The sequence below is a fragment of the Lacrimispora algidixylanolytica genome, from assembly GCF_003609635.1.
In the GTDB taxonomy this organism is placed as follows: domain Bacteria; phylum Bacillota; class Clostridia; order Lachnospirales; family Lachnospiraceae; genus Lacrimispora; species Lacrimispora algidixylanolytica.
Genome location: NZ_MCIA01000001.1, coordinates 157,183 through 175,082 on the forward strand (window position 1 = coordinate 157,183; position 17,900 = coordinate 175,082).

General features: G+C 40.9%; 16 protein-coding genes. 4 read left to right on the forward strand and 12 right to left on the reverse strand.

Going from position 1 to position 17,900, the window contains the following annotated elements; all coding sequences use genetic code 11:
- Positions 1 to 38 precede the first annotated feature (38 nt).
- The 3 genes from BET01_RS00700 to BET01_RS00710 all read right to left on the reverse strand — a co-directional run bounded on the left by BET01_RS00700 (position 39) and on the right by BET01_RS00710 (position 2,975).
- Positions 39 to 896, reverse strand: coding sequence for a DNA adenine methylase (locus BET01_RS00700; RefSeq protein WP_120194843.1), 858 nt, complete (start codon positions 894 to 896; stop codon positions 39 to 41).
- Positions 887 to 1,936, reverse strand: a complete 1,050-nt coding sequence (locus tag BET01_RS00705; protein WP_120195316.1) for a DNA adenine methylase — start codon at positions 1,934 to 1,936, stop codon at positions 887 to 889. Before BET01_RS00705 ends, BET01_RS00700 begins: the two co-directional genes overlap by 10 nt.
- A gap of 79 nt (positions 1,937 to 2,015) precedes the next feature.
- Positions 2,016 to 2,975 carry a sensor domain-containing diguanylate cyclase gene (locus BET01_RS00710; protein ID WP_158584954.1) on the reverse strand — a complete coding sequence of 320 codons (960 nt, stop codon included), beginning with the start codon at positions 2,973 to 2,975 and terminating at the stop codon, positions 2,016 to 2,018.
- Between the two features lie 846 nt (positions 2,976 to 3,821).
- Here BET01_RS00710 and BET01_RS00720 point away from each other — a divergent pair.
- Together BET01_RS00720 and BET01_RS00725 are read left to right on the forward strand one after the other, a co-directional pair.
- Positions 3,822 to 4,439, forward strand: a complete 618-nt coding sequence (locus tag BET01_RS00720) for a recombinase family protein (RefSeq protein WP_120194846.1) — start codon at positions 3,822 to 3,824, stop codon at positions 4,437 to 4,439.
- Positions 4,440 to 4,497: 58 nt separating this feature from the next.
- On the forward strand, positions 4,498 to 4,872 hold the full coding sequence (locus BET01_RS00725; RefSeq protein WP_120194847.1) for a metal-dependent transcriptional regulator: 375 nt from the start codon (positions 4,498 to 4,500) through the stop codon (positions 4,870 to 4,872).
- A gap of 45 nt (positions 4,873 to 4,917) precedes the next feature.
- Here the strand turns inward: BET01_RS00725 and BET01_RS00730 are convergent, their stop codons facing one another.
- From BET01_RS00730 to mgtA, 4 genes are all read right to left on the reverse strand, one after another.
- Positions 4,918 to 6,783 carry a heavy metal translocating P-type ATPase gene (locus BET01_RS00730; protein WP_120194848.1) on the reverse strand — a complete coding sequence of 622 codons (1,866 nt, stop codon included), beginning with the start codon at positions 6,781 to 6,783 and terminating at the stop codon, positions 4,918 to 4,920.
- 124 nt (positions 6,784 to 6,907) lie between these two features.
- On the reverse strand, positions 6,908 to 7,183 hold the full coding sequence (locus tag BET01_RS00735) for a metal-sensing transcriptional repressor (RefSeq protein WP_120194849.1): 276 nt from the start codon (positions 7,181 to 7,183) through the stop codon (positions 6,908 to 6,910).
- Positions 7,184 to 7,260: 77 nt separating this feature from the next.
- On the reverse strand, positions 7,261 to 7,485 hold the full coding sequence (locus BET01_RS00740; protein ID WP_120194850.1) for a FeoA family protein: 225 nt from the start codon (positions 7,483 to 7,485) through the stop codon (positions 7,261 to 7,263).
- Positions 7,486 to 7,547: 62 nt separating this feature from the next.
- A complete protein-coding gene (gene mgtA, locus BET01_RS00745) occupies positions 7,548 to 10,193 on the reverse strand; it encodes a magnesium-translocating P-type ATPase (RefSeq protein WP_120194851.1) in 2,646 nt (881 codons plus the stop codon).
- A gap of 375 nt (positions 10,194 to 10,568) precedes the next feature.
- On the opposite strand from mgtA, the gene BET01_RS00750 reads away from it, so the two are divergent.
- A complete protein-coding gene (locus BET01_RS00750; RefSeq protein ID WP_120194852.1) occupies positions 10,569 to 11,693 on the forward strand; it encodes a tyrosine-type recombinase/integrase in 1,125 nt (374 codons plus the stop codon).
- 164 nt (positions 11,694 to 11,857) lie between these two features.
- Entirely contained in the window at positions 11,858 to 12,532 is a 675-nt protein-coding gene (locus BET01_RS00755; RefSeq protein ID WP_243117082.1) for a LysE family translocator, read from the forward strand.
- Positions 12,533 to 12,653: 121 nt separating this feature from the next.
- Here the strand turns inward: BET01_RS00755 and BET01_RS00760 are convergent, their stop codons facing one another.
- The 5 genes from BET01_RS00760 to BET01_RS00780 form a co-directional block, all read right to left on the reverse strand.
- Entirely contained in the window at positions 12,654 to 13,418 is a 765-nt protein-coding gene (locus BET01_RS00760) for a DODA-type extradiol aromatic ring-opening family dioxygenase (RefSeq protein ID WP_120194853.1), read from the reverse strand.
- A gap of 87 nt (positions 13,419 to 13,505) precedes the next feature.
- Positions 13,506 to 14,714: an MFS transporter gene (locus BET01_RS00765; protein WP_120194854.1), complete on the reverse strand. Its 1,209-nt coding sequence runs from the start codon at positions 14,712 to 14,714 to the stop codon at positions 13,506 to 13,508.
- Positions 14,707 to 15,291 (reverse strand): winged helix-turn-helix domain-containing protein, encoded by a 585-nt coding sequence (locus BET01_RS00770; RefSeq protein WP_120194855.1) that lies wholly within the window; start codon positions 15,289 to 15,291, stop codon positions 14,707 to 14,709. Before BET01_RS00770 ends, BET01_RS00765 begins: the two co-directional genes overlap by 8 nt.
- A 292-nt stretch (positions 15,292 to 15,583) precedes the next feature.
- Entirely contained in the window at positions 15,584 to 16,135 is a 552-nt protein-coding gene (locus BET01_RS00775) for a GNAT family N-acetyltransferase (RefSeq protein ID WP_120194856.1), read from the reverse strand.
- 47 nt (positions 16,136 to 16,182) lie between these two features.
- Positions 16,183 to 17,742: a sensor domain-containing diguanylate cyclase gene (locus tag BET01_RS00780; protein ID WP_120194857.1), complete on the reverse strand. Its 1,560-nt coding sequence runs from the start codon at positions 17,740 to 17,742 to the stop codon at positions 16,183 to 16,185.
- Positions 17,743 to 17,900 lie beyond the last annotated feature (158 nt).

A 17,900-nucleotide genomic window follows, 5' to 3' on the forward strand; every position in this document is an offset into this window, starting at 1 on the left:
AAAAAGCAGGTTCCGTCTACTACAGACAGAACCTGTTTTTAAGTTAATTCATAATTCGTAACCAATACCTCCACCGTAACCGCATTCCGTTCTTTAAACTGATAATTGCAGTTAGAATAGGTCTTATCTATATAATGGATCTTATACTTTTTACTCCATTCAATCAAAAGCTCATTGGACATTCCCTTATGATACAAAACGTTGGATAGGGCAAACCGGATTTCCTTAGAATCCAGCTTATCTAAAAGTCCTAACAACTCTTGCTCTTCCTTTTCTTTCCAGTCCTTAAACCCTCTATTTCCATCGTTATAGTTCCCGGTGGAAATCAGATAAGGCGGATCACAGTAAACAAGATCTTTCTTTCCAAGAAAAGAATAGTCAAGCTCCATAAAATCCACATTGGAAAACTCAATGTTCTTTTCCTGCAGAGCCTGACAAAATTGGGTTAAATTCTTTTCTATGTTTGAGTTAAAGGAACTACGATTCCGCCCAAAGGGGGAATTAAACTCATGGCTGTTATTAAAACGGATCTGATGATTAAAGGCATAACAGGTCAGTACAAACAGCTTTATAATATCCCTGGACTTATTATACTCTACGCGCAAAGCATAATAGCCCTCTTTATTTTGCTGGGTCAACTGGTACTTCTCGATAATGCCTTTTATTTCCTTTAAAAGATCATTAATTTCTGTCTTTTGAAACAACTGAAACAATCCAATGAGATAAGTAATCTGGTCGTTGCAGATAATTCGCTCTGCGGATACATTGATCCCCACATTAAAACCTCCTGCAAATACATCTACAAACGTTTTAATGTCCTTAGGAAATGCCTGAAAGACAGATTCCAAAATCTTGTATTTCCCTCCCGTATAATTAAGAGGACTTTTTATGTACATGGTGGCACCTGCTTTTCAATATAGAATAACAGCTCCTTAAGTCTTTCTGTCTCTTTCACCTTTCGGCTTTTGTATCTTCGGTAAGGAATCTCATAAATCTTAAAGGTCTCAGGTTTTCCGTAAGCCTTCATCGCCTCTTCAATCTCTTCAACTGTCATAAGACCATCGGTGCTATAACTGAGGATAATATGGGAAAAATTGGCATTGGCAAGAAGATCCCTAAAGGCAGGAAGTACCTTATTCTTCATACAAAATTCCGATTTCTGACCTTCCATCGCCCTCTGTCCGGTTACACCCTTCACTTCTGGATAATCATATCTGGCGGCAGTCTCAAGCACATGGTAATTGGAATTATACTGTCTCGCATTATAAGGCGGATCGATGTAGAGGATGTCCCCCTTAATCTCATTTAATAGCTCTACTCCATTCTTATTATAGCTTCGGTTGTCTTTTCCGTTGCTAGTTACAAAAAGGCGGTATAGCTCGTAGCGTTTGTAACTGCGTCTCTCCCAGGTCTTATGAAAGGCTCCATAAGTACCAGAGGTATTGGACACGAAAGGGATTCCCTCTACGATGCAGGCCACCAGATAGTAATACTCATGGTCATTTAACCATCCGGCAGCCTTCCAGTCCTCAACACTGCATCTTGCAAAATCAATACGCAGAGCGTTCTCATCGTTTAAATACATTCGCTCTCCAGTCGGAGCATAGGTATTTTGAAAGAATCTCCGTTCTTTTGGAAGTTCTTCCAAATCCTTCTTTTCTCTTCCATTTAAGTATTCCACCGGATCATCGATGCCTAACCGTTCATTTAAAAGAGTAAACAAAGGTATGGTATCATTCTCAACGGTGGCTCGCTGTAACACGTAAGAAAAATACAGCAAATCATTGGAACTCACCTGATACCACTGTTTAAAATATCTGGCAACCGCAGCGGTCCCGGAAAATATATCACAAAAGCTCTTTGCCTCAGGAGCCTGATCGTCAACTACCTGTTTGATCTGGTCCAGAAGCAGTGTCTTGCTTCCAATAAATCTCATTCTTTTCTTGCTCCCATTCCTTTTAACCTGCATATTATTATAAAGGAAAATCAGAAAAAACACAAGGAAAGATAAGGAGCTAAATGTCTCCCTTTTTACTGCACTTTTTTTCCTTGCGGTTCCTTTTGAAGCAGTACATTTTTTCATCTGCCATCTTTAAAACTGTTTCTGAAAGAATCTCAGGACCATTTAAAACATTTACCACGCCGTAGCTGATGGACATGGGGTATTCTCCTGTTTCTTTTGAGATACTCTGGTCGATGGCACTAAGCTTTAAATTCGCTTCCTTTTCGCTGCAATCCTTGTATATGACCACAAACTCATCGCCGCCAAACCGGCAGGTATAGTCTCCTTCTTTGGCAGACTTTTCCAGCTTCTCAGACACAAGTTTAATATAAGCATCTCCATGGAGATGGCCATACTGGTCATTGATCTGCTTTAAATCATCTAAATCGATCATGCAGATGGAAAAAGGTTCTCCTTTTTCAATATAAGAGTCAATGGTATGAAGGCAATTTCTCCGGTTGTTCAATCCGGTGAGCTCGTCTTTATAAGCCATGACTTCCAAAAATGCCTCATTTTCTTTTTGATAGGTGATATCTGTGATAAGATGAACCATTGCTTTTCTATCCTCCCAAAGCAAAGAATATGCTTTTACCTGAAATATTTGGTCATGGGAACACTTAAATTCATACCTTTGTTCCTGATTGTTTCCCTGGCAGGATTGAAGTCTCATTAAAAGCGGACAATCCTTTCCACAGACCGTAGTATCGTTCGACGGATCATAGAACCGCTTTTTAGCCAGATCGTTGATATAGAGAATCTCTCCGGTTGATTCATCGGTAACCACCACCCAATCTTTAAGGCAATCCATAATGGATACCAAAAGGGTATTGAACCTTCTTTCCTTCTCCGCCTGTTCCCTTAACTTTTTTTCTCTTTGTTCCTGTTGAACTATCATTTCATGGAATACTTCCGATAAGTCCCCCATGAAATTCAGAAGCCGCTCCAAAAGAATTTTTGCATCATTTTCAGTCATTATTACACCTTCATTCAAAGATTGACCCTTACTTGAACCCCGCATCCATAGGAACCACTGCCCCAGCTGTCAATTTCTGTGACCATAGACTCCTTTCCTATGCATGCATTTAATATTCAGAAAAGTAATTCTTTGACATCATTGCAAACAGTTCCGCCAGTAATGGAACGTCCGAAGCAATTGATATCTTCTTTGGTGATAAGAATTTCTTCTCTTATTGCGTAATCAAACATTTCTTTCATCAAAACATTGATCTTATGTATTCTTATAAATTCTGTACTGCTGTTAAAGAGTGGCTAAATGTAAAAACCTTTCTGATTAACCTGCCAGCCCTGTAGAAAAGATGTTTTAATGCTTTCTTTTCATACCGGTGTGTTAATTTTGCTTTTATGATATACTCATACAGCCGATATACCATTACAGGCATTTCCTCTAAAAGATGTTTCCGTCTCTCTGCTATATTTCCTATCGTATCCCAGGAGAATAAAATCTCCTCCCCTGAATAAAAGATACCAAACATAGGTTTTGCCCCTTTCCGATACATTCTACTCTGTCTGCAACCCCTTTTGTCTGGAACATAAAAGGAAACCTGCGTAAAACAAACTCGATACGTATGTGATATAAGATTAATATATTCATAAGCCTTCCCAATTTGCGTGAAGGTAAGTATTTCCTACCCGTCCATTTTTTTATTTTATCTTGATAAGAAGGTGTACCTTTTTGGCAATACGGTATGCTTGTCTAAAGNCCAAAAAGGTACACCTTTTTAGCAATACGGTATGCTTGTCTCATTTTAAAATCTTCGCTTTCTGCCATACTAGTAACGACAGGAGGTTTTAATACAATATGAACAATTTCTATGGTTATGTAAGAGTATCAACCCTGGATCAGAATGTAGAACGACAATTGGTTGAACTCAACAAATGGGGAGTATTGGAAAAGAACATATATTGTGATAAATTATCAGGTAAGGATTTTAACAGGCCGCAATACCAGAAGCTAAAAAGAAAGTTAAGGGAAGGAGATGTCCTGGTTGTAAAAAGCATAGATCGTCTGGGAAGAAACTACGAAGATATCCAGGTAGAATGGCGGGAAATTGTCAAAATCAAAAAAGCTGATATTGTCATTATTGACATGCCCATTCTTGACACACGTACCAACAAAGATTTAATCGGTACCTTGATTTCTGATATTGTCTTGCAGCTACTTTCCTATGTCGCTCAGTCAGAGCGTGAAAGCATCAAGCAGAGACAGGCAGAAGGAATCGCCATTGCAAAGGCTCAAGGCCGACATCTGGGGCGATTCCCGTCTCCCCTTCCTGAGAATTTTTATCCGGTTTATGAAAAATGGATTCGAAGGGAGTACAGCTTAAGGACCGCTAGCAATGCTTTGGGGATAACAATTAGCCAATTCCGGACAATGATAAAGAAGCACAAAAGCAATGGAAACGAAGACCTGACTTGATAAACCATGGCATTCTATGTTAAAATAAGAATATATTATGCAGAAAGAGGGTGTTATTATGAAGATTCAGGAATCTGCTGAAAACTATTTGGAGGCCATTTTAATGTTACACAATAAAAATGGCAATGTACGTTCCATTGACATCGCAGGAGAACTTGAATTCTCCAAGCCGAGTGTCAGTGTCGCCATGAAAAATCTCCGGGAAAACGGCTATATTGAAGTAGACGAAAACGGTTACATCTATCTGTTAAAAGAAGGACAGGAAATCGCAGAAAGGATGTACGAGCGCCATACGTTGCTCTCTAACTGGCTCATCTCCCTGGGAGTTACTCCTAAGGTAGCTCTTGAAGATGCCTGCCGGGTTGAACACGTAATTAGTGCGGAAAGCTTTGCTGCAATTAAGAATCATGTAAATAAAGATCAAACTTCATAAAAAAAGGTGTGTAAGTCATTTATCTGCTTACACACCTTTTTTATCTCAACTCCTCCATTTTAAGAGAAATGCAGAATTAATGATTACCAAAAACGAACCTGCATTATGTACGAGAGCGCCTAATACAGGATTTAATATTCCAGTCATGGCAAGTACGATTGCAATGAAATTAAGGGTCAAGGAAAATGCCAGATTATTTTTTATGGTTCCCATCATTTTCTTTGAAAGCTTAAACAAATGGGGGATCTCCTTAATCTCATCATTGACTAAGGTAATATCTGCCGCCTCAACCGCAATGTCGCTTCCAATGCCTCCCATTGCAATTCCCACATAAGCTTGCTTTAAGGCCGGTGCATCATTGACTCCGTCACCAATCATACAGACATACTCTTTTTTCTGCTGACAAGCTTCTATAAACCCCATCTTATCCTCTGGAAGACAATCTGCATAAACCTCATTAATGTGAACCTGGTCTGCAATCTGCCTGGCTGCATTTTTATGATCTCCCGTAAGAAGCACTGGAGTGATCAAGGTCTTTTTCAACTCTAAAATCATTTCACCTACTTCCTTACGCAAGGTATCTGACAATGCCAATAATCCAACTGCCCTTTCTCCTACAGAAACGTACACCACTGTGCAGCCCTCCTTGCGGGAAAACTCTGCTTCCTCCATCTGCTTGGGCGTAAGAATGATGTCCTTTGTGAAAAGAAGCTCTGGACTTCCCACCATAACAACGGTTCCCTTTACGGTGGCAATCACACCACGCCCAGGAACCATCTGAAATCCCTCCCCATCTGGCACTTCTTTATGAATGGTATACCGGTAGCTTAAGACAATGGCTTTTCCCAATGGGTGCTCAGAACGTAATTCCGCTCCTGCCGCCATCTCAAAGACCATCTCCTGAGAAAATTCTTTTAGAAAGCTAGAAACCTTATAAACTCCAGGAGTTCCGTAAGTGAGAGTTCCTGTTTTATCGAAGGTTACCTTCTTAACTGCTGCCAACCTCTCAAGAGCATCCCCTTCTCTCACCAGAAACCCATGTCTTGTGGCATTGCCAATGGCCGCCATAATGGCAGTTGGAGTGGCAAGAACTAAGGCACAGGGACAAAATACCACTAAGATGGTAACGGCCCTTAAAATCTCACCTGTAACAAACCAGGTCAATGCCGCAGATAAGACCGCTGTCACCACGATCCAGGTCGCCCACCGATCTGCAATGCCTACTATTTTGGCCTTACTGGCATCTGCAGACTGAACCAGGCGAATCATTCTCTGTATGGAACTGTCTTCTTCTATCTTAACTGCTTCCATATCAAAGGAACCAAATTGATTCACTGATCCACTTAAAACCTCATCTCCCTGTCCTTTATCCACAGGCAGGGATTCTCCCGTCATGACTGCTTGATTGATCGAGGTCTGGCCCGATAAAATCACACCATCTACCGGAATGGTTTCCCCAGGTAGCACTCGCAAGATATCTCCCACCCGAATGTGCTCCGCGGGAATAATCTCTTCCTTATTTAATATAACCCTTCTTCCTGTGCGAGGAGTCAGATGAACCAGCTTTTCAATTCCTGCCCTGGCTTTTTCCACAGTCAAATCCTCAAGCAAAGCCCCAAGCTGCATAATAAAGGCTACCTCTCCAGCAGCAAAATGCTCTCCAATGATAATAGATGCTATCAAGGCAATGGAAACCAGGACATCTGCCTTAATATCAAACTCTGTAACAAGCCCAATTACCGCCTCCAGTATAATGGGAGTTCCACATAATACAATTGCGACCCAAGCCCAATCAAAGGACATGGGAATTAGATCAAAAAGGCTAATCAGCAGAAATAACCCGGAAATTCCAAGGAAAACTATCTTTTTTTTACTTCCGCCCCAATCCAATAATTTTTCTAATTTTTCCATAACTTCCTCCCTTTTTATACCCATAGGGGTATGTGTATATATGTAATATACCAATAGGGGTATAGGTTGTCAAGATAAAAAAAAGAAAGCCAGCTGATTTAACAGCTCGGCTTTCAACTAGAGTTTAGGTCATATTGGCAAATCGTTCTACTGCCTTTGTAAAGCTTTTAATGGTCTTATCTGCATCTCCATGTTCGATTCCATCTCTGACGCAATGATTGATGTGGCCTTCCAAAACCACCTGTCCCACCCTGTGAAGGGCCGATTTGGCTGCGTTGATTTGCGCCAGTACATCTTCGCAGGGAACATCTTCATTCACCATGCGATCAATAGCTTGAACCTGTCCGATGATTTTATTTAAGCGTCGGTGCAGATTATCAGCATCCATACATTGTTTCATATAACACCTCCATATACCACTAGGGGTATGTGTATATTATGGGTGAAAATGCATGGCTTGTCAATACTCCCTGTGGGTTAAGTAAAGCTGGACACCTTAATGTCCTTTGCCGCTTCTTTTCCAATGGCTAGCCGCTTATCTCCCACGCCCAGAATCACATTTCCATAAAATTGCCCTACCACGCGGACGGTCATACCTTCTTTTAACTCATGGTTATTCATGGCCTCCATGGTATGAGGATCGCACGTCATCCACTGAATGGTATAAGTCCCTCCAATGGTAACATCGTTTAATGATTGCATTGGCTTCCTCCGTATCGTTTCTTTTCGGAGTTAGTCTAACCAATTAAATCAGAGAGATGCATTTACATCCATTCTTGATACCGTTTCATATATACCTTTTTCCAAACCTGCACGCAGATTAAATATCCAGCCACCAATAAAACCAGCCAAGGAATAAATTTAAGAGGTAGAGCCTGCATATCAAAGCCTACACTAAAGCGTGTAAATCCAATTCCCATAGCCACAGCCGCAACAATGCAAGTGGACACTAAAAGAGGAAGAGAAGCAGAGCTATGAACAAATGGCAGTTTTTCCGTACGGATCATATGAATAACTAGAACCTGAGATATGGTACCAAACAGGAACCAGCCGCACTGGAATAAGGGAGAAAGCTCAACCCGGTTGGCTCCGATTGCCCACCACATTACGGCAAAGCATAAAAGGTCAAAGATGGAGCTTAAAGGGCCAAAAAATCCCATAAAGGTCTTAATGGACCTGGTTTCCCACTTGTGGGGCTTTTTTAAATATTCCTTATCTACTCGGTCAAACGGAATGCCTAACTGGGAAAAATCGCAAAGCAGGTTTTGGGTTAATATCTGTACTGGAAGCATGGGAAGAAAAGGCAAAAAGACACTGGCTATGATAACGGAAATCATGTTTCCAAAGTTTCCGCTTGCCGCCATCTTAATGTATTTAATAATGTTTCCAAAGGTGCGGCGTCCCTCTATGACACCTTCCTCTAGCACCATTAAATCCTTTTCTAACAATATAATATCTGCCGTTTCTTTTGCGATATCCACCGCACTGTCAACGGAGATTCCTACATCGGCCTGGTGAAGCGCTGGGGCATCGTTGATGCCGTCTCCCATATAGCCTACGGTATGACCTGCCCTTTGAAAGGTCTTTACCACCCGTTCCTTCTGAGATGGGGATAACTTAGCAAAAAGATTGCAGATTTCTACTGCTTCAAAAAGTTCATCATCTGTCATGGCTTCCACGTCACGTCCGGTAATCAGTGTGTCTACACCGACTCCAACCTTTTTGCAGACCTTTGCAGCCACACCTTCACTGTCTCCCGTAAGAACCACCGTTCGAACCCCATGTTCTAATAGGGCAGAGATAGCAGCTCCTGCACTTTCTTTTGGCGGATCAAGGAATCCTACAAATCCAATCAGGACCATGTCCTTCTCATCTGCCACGCCGAAGGCATCGACTCCAGGCACTTCATTTTTCTGTGCCACTGCAATCATGCGCAGTCCTTCTTCATTGTATTGATTGTAGGTCGCCATGGCAATGTTCCTTGTTTCTTCGTCCATCGGCAGAACACTTCCGTTGATTTCCATGAAGCTGCAGATTTCAAGAATCTCTTCCACCGCACCCTTTGTAATGAGCTGAAGCTTCCCAAGTTTATCAGATAACACCACGCTCATCCTTCTTCTTGCAAAATCAAAGGGGATCTCATCCACCTGATGATAGGAGTCTAATATGTCATTTAACCCATTTTGTCCCGCCCGGTTAATAATGGCAAGATCAATGAGGTTTTTAAGGCCCGTTTGGTAATAGCTGTTTAAGAATGCATGCCTTAAGATTCTGGTATCGTCCACTCCACGAATATCCATGTATTTTTCTAATACCACCTTATCCTCTGTCAGGGTACCAGTTTTATCCGTACATAAAATATCCATTTCCCCAAAGGTCTGTATGGCTCCCAGGGTGCGGACAATCACTTTGTGCTTAGACATAGAGACTGCGCCCTTTGCAAGGGTGGAGGTCATAATCATAGGAAGCATCTCAGGGGTGAGGCCCACTGCTATGCTAAAGGAGAATAATAGAGCGCTTGCCCAGTCTCCTTTGGCAATTCCGTTAATGATGAATACAATCGGAACCATAAATAGCATCATCCGAACCAATAGGCCGCTGACAGAATCCACGCCTCTTTCAAAACTGGTTTTGGCTCTGTCCCCGGAAAGGGACTGGGCCATAGAGCCAAAAAAGGTACTGTTGCCTGTCATTAACACCATAGCCGATGCACTACCACTCACTATATTAGAACCCATAAATCCGATGTTCTTAAGATCCGTCAATCCGTCCTTTTTATTATTCTCACCATGGCTAAACTTCTCCACAGGGGCGGATTCTCCCGTAAGCGCTGCTTGAGCTAAGAAGGTATCCTTGGTGGTTAAAAAACGTACATCAGCCGGAAGCATATGGCCTGCGGAAAGCTGAACGATATCTCCAGGAACCACTTCATTCATTCGGATTTCCGTAAGAACTCCGTCCCTCCAGACATCGGTTTTATTGGAAATTATCTGGGATAGCTGTTCTGCTGCGGCATTGGAACGCTGGGACTGCACAAATGCCACAAGGCTAGATAAAATCACCAGAAATAATATAATTCCTACGGTTAAATAATCGGGTTTTGAGGAGGAAACTACATCGGTAAAATAAGTGACTGCGGCTATGATAAGAAGAATCACATTAAAGGGATTGATGACTGCCTCCCTCAGCCGATGAAGAGCTGTATCCTTTTTTCCTGCTGTAATTACATTTGGGCCAAACTCTTCCAGCCTGTCTTCTGCTTCCATAGGAGTAAGTCCTGTCTTATTTGCCGAAAGTTCACGAAAAAGTTCTGCTTCTTCCATAAATGCATAACTTCTGATCTCCTCTTCCTTAAATAGACGATTTTTCTTTTGCTGGGTATCTTTTAATTTTCCTGTTAAAAATTTCATTGGTTTCATTCCTTTCTTTGTAAGAGTCCCCAATGAAAATAAAAATTGGCACAAAAAAAGCCGTCCCAATTGACGGCAAGAATAAGCAGGAAAATAGTACCCTTATGTATTAATAGACATAGGGCATCATCCTGATTATTACTCCGGTGTATTGGGTTTTATCTTCATAGTGGGGCTTGAAGCCGCACATCTGACTTCGAGGGTTACTGTCCATGTCTTCACTCCTTTTTCAATAATATCTCACATTAAGTGTAGACCACCTACTTTCAAATGTCAACCTCAACATCCATGGCCCAAAATGTGGTAATATTTGGATTATGTCATTCAAGCCTATCTCATCTTATAATAGATGATTATAAGCAAAGGAGTTTACCCATGCCTAGACGAGGAGAAAATATATACAAACGGAAAGATGGCAGATGGGAAGGACGGCGTTTGAAAAAGGATGGAAAGTACCAGTATTTCTACTCTTCCAGCTATAAGGGAGTGAAGGAGAAGATAAAGCAGACTCCAGAAGCTACAGGTCCCCGTAAAAAGCAGGCAAATGCAACTACCCCAAATGCTGTGGATTTATTTGAAGCATGGTTAAAGGATACGGCACCAAGGGTAAAGCCTTCGACCTATGAAAGCTATTACCGCTGTATAAACAAATATGTGATCCCGTTTTACGGAAACAACCGGTATTTAAAGATCACGGAAGATTCGGTCTTTCGCTTTACCAGACTGATTCGTGAGGAAACAGAACTGGCAGATTCCTCACGAAGGAAGATTCTTTCTATTTTTAAGATTGCACTGCGAGAGATATTAAAGGGTTCTCCAGAATACGTCTCCATAATAGACCTGATCAAACCTCCAAAGCTGGTAGATAAAGAGGTGGAAGTATTTTCCATGAAAGATCAGCGCTCCATCGAGCAAGCAGTTCTTCGTCATGAGCGCAAACAGGCCATTGGAATTGTACTGTGTTTTTATACTGGCATCCGCTTAGGTGAATTATGCGCCTTGAAATGGAAGGACGTTGATATAGAAGCCGGCACTTTGTCCATTAATCGGACGGTTTCCAGAGTTCAAACCTTTGACGAAGGAAAAAATAAGACCGAACTATCTGTAGGGTCTCCAAAAAGTCGGAAATCATTAAGGAAAATACCTTTGCCCGAATTTTTGTTTGTAATCTTAAAAAAACACGTTGGAGATTATGGAGAGGAGGACTATATCTTCTCTGGCAACCAGCTCCCATATGATCCCCGCCGTTTTCAAAAACTATATAAAAGAATTTTGACCGATGCCGGTGTAACGGACCGGAAATTCCACGCCATTCGCCACACCTTTGCCACCCGTGCCTTAGAACTTGGAGTTGATATTAAAACCATAAGTGAGCTTCTAGGGCATTCCAGTGTCTCCATTACTTTAAATATCTATGCCCACTCTTTAATGGAACAAAAAAAGTTAGCCATCGATAAGTTCAACGATCTCTATGTATATAACGCAAAAATCCAACCATAGAGCCATGGAATGAATTATATAACCTTTGTTACGATGCCACCCTGTTTTTTCATACATAAGATTATAAATGAAAGACTTTATTTTATATGGTATTGTTATATAAGGTTTACTTCACCCTTTTGCTTTGGTAAAATAACCCAAAACAGAAGGGTCTTTGATGGGTAATGAAAGGAAAAGAAATCAGCAAAATGATTTTAAAAGGGTTTAGATTTGGATTATTGCTACAATTTGCCGTGGGGCCGATGTGTTTGTTCGTCTTTCATACAGCCACAACTTATGGTTTTATAAGCGGTTTATCTCTTGTATTTGCCATTGCTCTTATTGACGCTTTCTACATCGGATTATCCTGCGTGGGAGTTGCTGCTATTATTAACCAGAAACAGGTGAAGGCAGGAGTTAAGCTGGCTGGTTGTCTTGTCCTTGTTTTCTTTGGCGTGAATACGATTATAGGTGTCTTTGGCATGACTCTCTTGCCAGACATTCAACTATTTTCTCAGGTATCAAGCGGTAACCTATTTATAAAAGGAATGCTCTTAACCGCATCAAACCCTCTAACTATCATCTTTTGGAGTGGTATGTTTTCTACGCAAATGATAGAAAACAATTGGAACAAAAGGCAGCTTACCTTTTTTGCCGCGGGTTGTGTTATTGCCACTATAATATTCTTAACGGGCGTGGCATTTCTGGGGAGTATGGTAAGGGGATTTTTGCCTCCTATCGTGATACAATTGTTAAATGTGGCAGTTGGTTTCATCTTAATCTTCTTCGGGTTAAGACTTTTTGCCAAAGAAAACAAAATTAATAATGATGAAAATGATGAAAAAGGGCATACCCCTTAGGCCCAGCCATAAGATGACTCTACCATGAAAATACCCCTATGTAGGACTTTTTATTTCATTGTCCTACATAGGGGTATCATATTATATTTTATAATTCTCAACTTCGTTTCTTACAACCAAATTAAAACTCAAAACCAAGATAGGTAAATGTTCCGTAAGCATAACTTCGGTGCAAAAGCTTTGGAGTTCTATCCCGGCCACTTCCCATGGCTGTGTATAGAGGCATGATATGTTCCTCTCTTGGAACTGCATGCCTTGCATGAGGGGCAAGGGATTGATAACGAAAGAGTTCTTCACTGTCTAACCGTTCCACTCGGTCTATGATCCAGTCATCAAATTCCACAGCCCATGACTCCGGCTCTGTGGCATTTCCATTTAAAGCTCCCAAGTTATGAACCGTAGATCCGCTACCTAGAATTAATATATCTTCTTCTGCCAGAGGTTTTAATGCTTCTCCGATCAGAAACTGTTCTTCCTTGGAACGAAATGGGTTAATGGATACCTGTACCACCGGAATATCTGCCTCTGGAAATAGAAGGGACAGAAGGGACCAAGTTCCATGATCAATTCCCCTGGAATGGTCCAAATTTGATGATATTTCGTGTTCTTTTAAAAGGCTTTTTATCCGTTCTGCCAGCTCAGGCGATCCCTTTGCTGGATATTTTATGCGGTAAAGTTCAGCCGGAAAACCGTAAAAATCGTAAATCATATCGTATGTGCCTTCAACGGCTGAAATTGCCGTGACCTCCGTCTCCCAGTGAGCCGTAAAGAGTACAACCGCTTTGGGTTTCAGGCTTTTTCCAATTTCTTTTAATAATCTAATATATTCATTATCCTCTAAAACAAGGTCTGGGGCTCCATGGCATAAAAACATTGGATGTATCATAAATAATCTCCTTTCATCCGTTTCATACAGCACAAATGGTGTGCTATACTCTATTTATACCAGAATTTCTCCTGATTATCAATAATATTATGATGTTATTGTGTTAATTATCTTTTTATTTCTTTTAAATACCACAATAAACAGTATAAACATGGAGATGAAGCAGAAGTAACCTGACAACGCCCAAATTCCTCTGATGGATACGTTAGCTGCCAGTAAACTGCTTACCAGAGAGGCTGACAATACGCCTAGCTGGAATAAAAAAGAGCTTAGAGAAAGCATGCTTGCTCTAACATGATTGGGGGTATACCGGTTGATCAAGGTATTCTCCGCTACATTGCCGATACCTGATAAAAGGTACAGCAAGGCATAGGCAAGAACAAAGCCCCGTCCATGAAATTGTAAGGATAATATTACGAGAAAAAGGCTAAGAGCCAATCTGCCGATTCCGTATACGTTCCAGTGATTAAGGTTAAATTTGGTAAGCAGTTTTTCACTGACCGCATTCCCTGTAGCAGACATGAAAAAGCCTAAGAATGATAAAATTCCAAGGGTCCAGGTGGCATCTTTTAACGCAGAAACCTCTAGATAGATTGGCTGCCAGTAGGTTTCGATGGAAATCAATAAAAATCCAGTAAAAAACGTTCCCATAAGAACGTATTTTAAATTCCCACCTGTCTTCACTGCCTGGGCTCCCATGTTTAGGTGGGCCAACAGTGGCACTTTATTGTCTTTCTCCTTTTTTTCTCTCTTCTCTCGAATTCCCGCCGCACATAAAAGAAACGCAGCTACTGTAAATCCTCCCTGAATTAAGATCACCCCTTCGGTACCACCTGCGTAGGATACGAACCCACCCAGAATGCTACCAATTGCAAAACCAGCCGCCTCTAGCATGGACAAACGAGAGGATACCTTGGGAATGCAGTCCTCTCCCTTTAGGTCAACCGCCTGCTCCATAATAAGAGCATCCAAACTTCCAGTGGAAAAGGCACGGCTGATGCCGTTAAAGATGACACATGGAATCAACAGACCGATACCATCTGCTGCAATCAGCAAGGTGAGTGAAAAAAGCTTGGCGATCCCGGATATTAAAAAAGCAGTCTTTCTTCCCAATAAATCAGCACAAATTCCACTTGGAAGTTCAAAGATAAGGGCAGATAACGCATATAGACCAATTAACAGCGGCAACGTCTTAACATCTGCCCCCCTCTCCAGCAAAATCAGATTCAGCACCGGCATTAAAAGTCCCAGGGAAAAATAGTTTAAAAAGATGACGAGCTGCTGCACTTTATTCATTCAAATCCTCCCCTGCATTATATAAGATCAGCGCATATTCCCAAGGAGACTTCTCCGAAGAAGGGGTGCTATGGGTCTCTAGATATCCGGAGATTAACTTAAAAAGCTCTTTTGATTCTTCCCCCGTAAGGTGCATGACACCTGTTAAGATATCTCCTAACTGCCATTCCATTCCTTGGTTTATCTGCTCCTTCTCCTTTAATCCTTCCAATACTTTCTTCTTCTGAACCATAAATCCATCATAGGTCCTAGCAACCTTTTCCTGTAAATATACTTCTCTCTGAGACGTCATGGAATCATCTTTTTCAAGTCCGATCTGAACCACAACATAGGTGGGTTTATAAAACCTGGCTGTAATTCCATTGATCTGCTTGGTGTGGTGAAGCTCCAAAACACCAAGAGATAAAAGCTTGCCAATATGGTGTTGGACACTGGAAGCAGAGATATTCATCTTATCTGCCAGCATCTTTGGTGTCATAGGTTCCTTTGATTTTTCCAGGATTCCTAAAAGCTGCTGCCTCATGGGATTTATATATATTTCCAATTCTTTTTTTGTTGATAATATGATTTTTTCCATTGGTTTTCCTTTCCTTTTATCCGCTTGTTATCGTTACACGAATTATAACATTACACATATTGTAATGTCAATACAAAAAGAAACCAATGGGATTATCTGCCCATTGGCTTCGTTACCATTTTGCTCTCATCGTAGACAAAGATGGCATTTCTACATTTTTTTGCTTCATATAAGGCATGGTCTGAATGAATAAATAGACGAGCCCCGTCGCACTCCTTCCAGACAGACCTTCTCCACTTCGGCAAGATAGACCGTATTTACATCTTCATTTTCGATTTCATTATTCCTTGTTTTATTTTAAGGAAGATAGTCTACCCATGATGATAGTATCATAATACTTCCCATCGGAAAGAAGCTTATCATTTCTTAATACCCCTTCCACCTTAAACCCTTGATCCATATACAATATAATCCCTCTACGATTGGATTCTAAAACACACAATTCCACTTTTTTAATCCCATTGGTATCGGCCCAGGAGATGGAGCGGGAGAGAAGGTTTTTACCAATCTGATGCCCCCAGTATTTTTTCTGTACACATACACCAAATATAACTTTGTGGGCCAGACGCTTTAAGGTGCTTCCTTCACACCTAGAAAATCCTATGGGGCTATCATTTACCAAAGCAATGAGGAACAAATTGTTTTCCCCTTCAGAATCTCCTTTGATGAGCTGCTTAAAATCGTCTTCGCTTAAGAGACCTTCCCCTGCCTCACGATCCATATTTTCCGTTTCTCCGTCCATTAAAACCCTAAGTTTTGCTAAGGCCGCTGCATCCGATTCTTCGGCGGATCGAATGGTATATTTTAACCCTTTTATACAATATTCCTGCTTTTCAATTTTCATACTCTCCCTCTTTCCGGCCGGTAAGATTTCCGGTCTGTTTTAAGTATTTAATTCAGGACGCTTGCAAGGTTACGTCCTCTTTCTTTTGACTGGTAAAGAGCTTCATCTGAACGCTTTAGAGCATCTGTGTATGCTTCGTCTGTTTCCTTAAAAAAGGATATGCCTACCGAGACTGTAATGGATAATTCATCTTCCATTTCCTCTATCCTTAATTCAGACACCTTAAGAATAAACTTCCGGCAAAAATCAAGAGCCGCTTCTTGCCTCAATCCTTGGAGCAAAAAGACGAATTCGTCCCCGCCCCATCTTATTACTATATCTGAGCTTCTTAAAAACAGCTTCATTTCCTTTACAAACTCTAAAAGCACCTTATCTCCAGCAGAATGTCCATACTTGTCATTAATTACTTTAAAATGATCCAGATCGCACATCATGACTCCTGGTCCTTCTCCCAAACGTTTGAATTTGTGAAAGGCATCTGTCAGCTCTCTTGCTCCGCTTCTTCTGGTATCCGCACCGGTAAGTGAATCCAAGTTCATCTCCGACTCCATCTGTTTTCTGGAACTTCGGTGATATAGATTTTCAATCAGGGAAATGGCGCTTAAACTAATTGCAAGTATAAATGCAAATAGAACTACCAGCAAAAAGCTAAGTCTAGAAACCATCTGGCTGCTATCTTGATTGATCTGCTCTAGATAGGGATTTAAGTCATCAAGGTAAATCCCCATACTGATCACCCAGTTATACTCCTTATAAAGCTTGGAGTAGATCATTGTTTTGGAGTCTTCGTTATGATCCCCTCTATTTACGGTGTAACCATAAAAGACCTCTCCCTCTTTATTGATGGCATCTAACTCTGTCTTGTACGGAAAATCTCCCAAGGCATCAGGAGCATCCGTGGATAAATAAGTCCCCTCTTTTTCTAGCATATCAGGATAGATCCTGCAGACAGCAAAATTTTTTCCTCCCTTATAATTCATAATCTCATTGACCTGAATAAAAGAGTTTCCGGCAAACTGAACATTTCTGATGGTGCTTGAGATATCGGCCTTTACAAGAGATTCTGTATACTCTTTCGTAACGCCTATCATATAACGGTATTTTCCATGTATTGCCACTCGATAAGAAGTAAATGTTCCCGCATTATTATAAACCGTGTCCACCCAAGTGGAGCCGGAGAGATGATAAGGATCGTAAACTGCACGGTTTGCTTTATCATCCCATAAAACAACCATGACATTTTTAAAATCCGGATTATCCGTAAAAAAATCGATGAAAAACTCCTGGAATTCTTCATCTCTAAGATCCATTTTCATGTCAATGATACCAACGGTTCTGGCAACAAACTTTTCAATATTAGCGGACTTTAAGGTCCTCTTAATATCGATTTCCGAAACCAGATTATCTACCGTATCTTTTAAAAAGTCCTTCTTTATACTACAAATGACTTTCTTCGAGCTTCCTATATAGATGTCACCGACCTTATCAATGGAAAACAAATAAAAACATACCATAACCGCACAGATGATACTGCTGATTATGGCTAAAAAAAATTTATATTTACTCCGGATAGCAATATCCCCCTTCCCATCGATTGATCCGATCATCGAAAATAATATAATCCATGCGGGATTTAATAGGGATATTATAACACATTGACCCAAAATTGTCTTATTTTAAATCGCTAAAATATTCCTATTCCTTCTACCTTTTTTTTGGATATTTCTATTCCAAAGAACAAAAAAAGAGAGCCTACGCCCTCTTC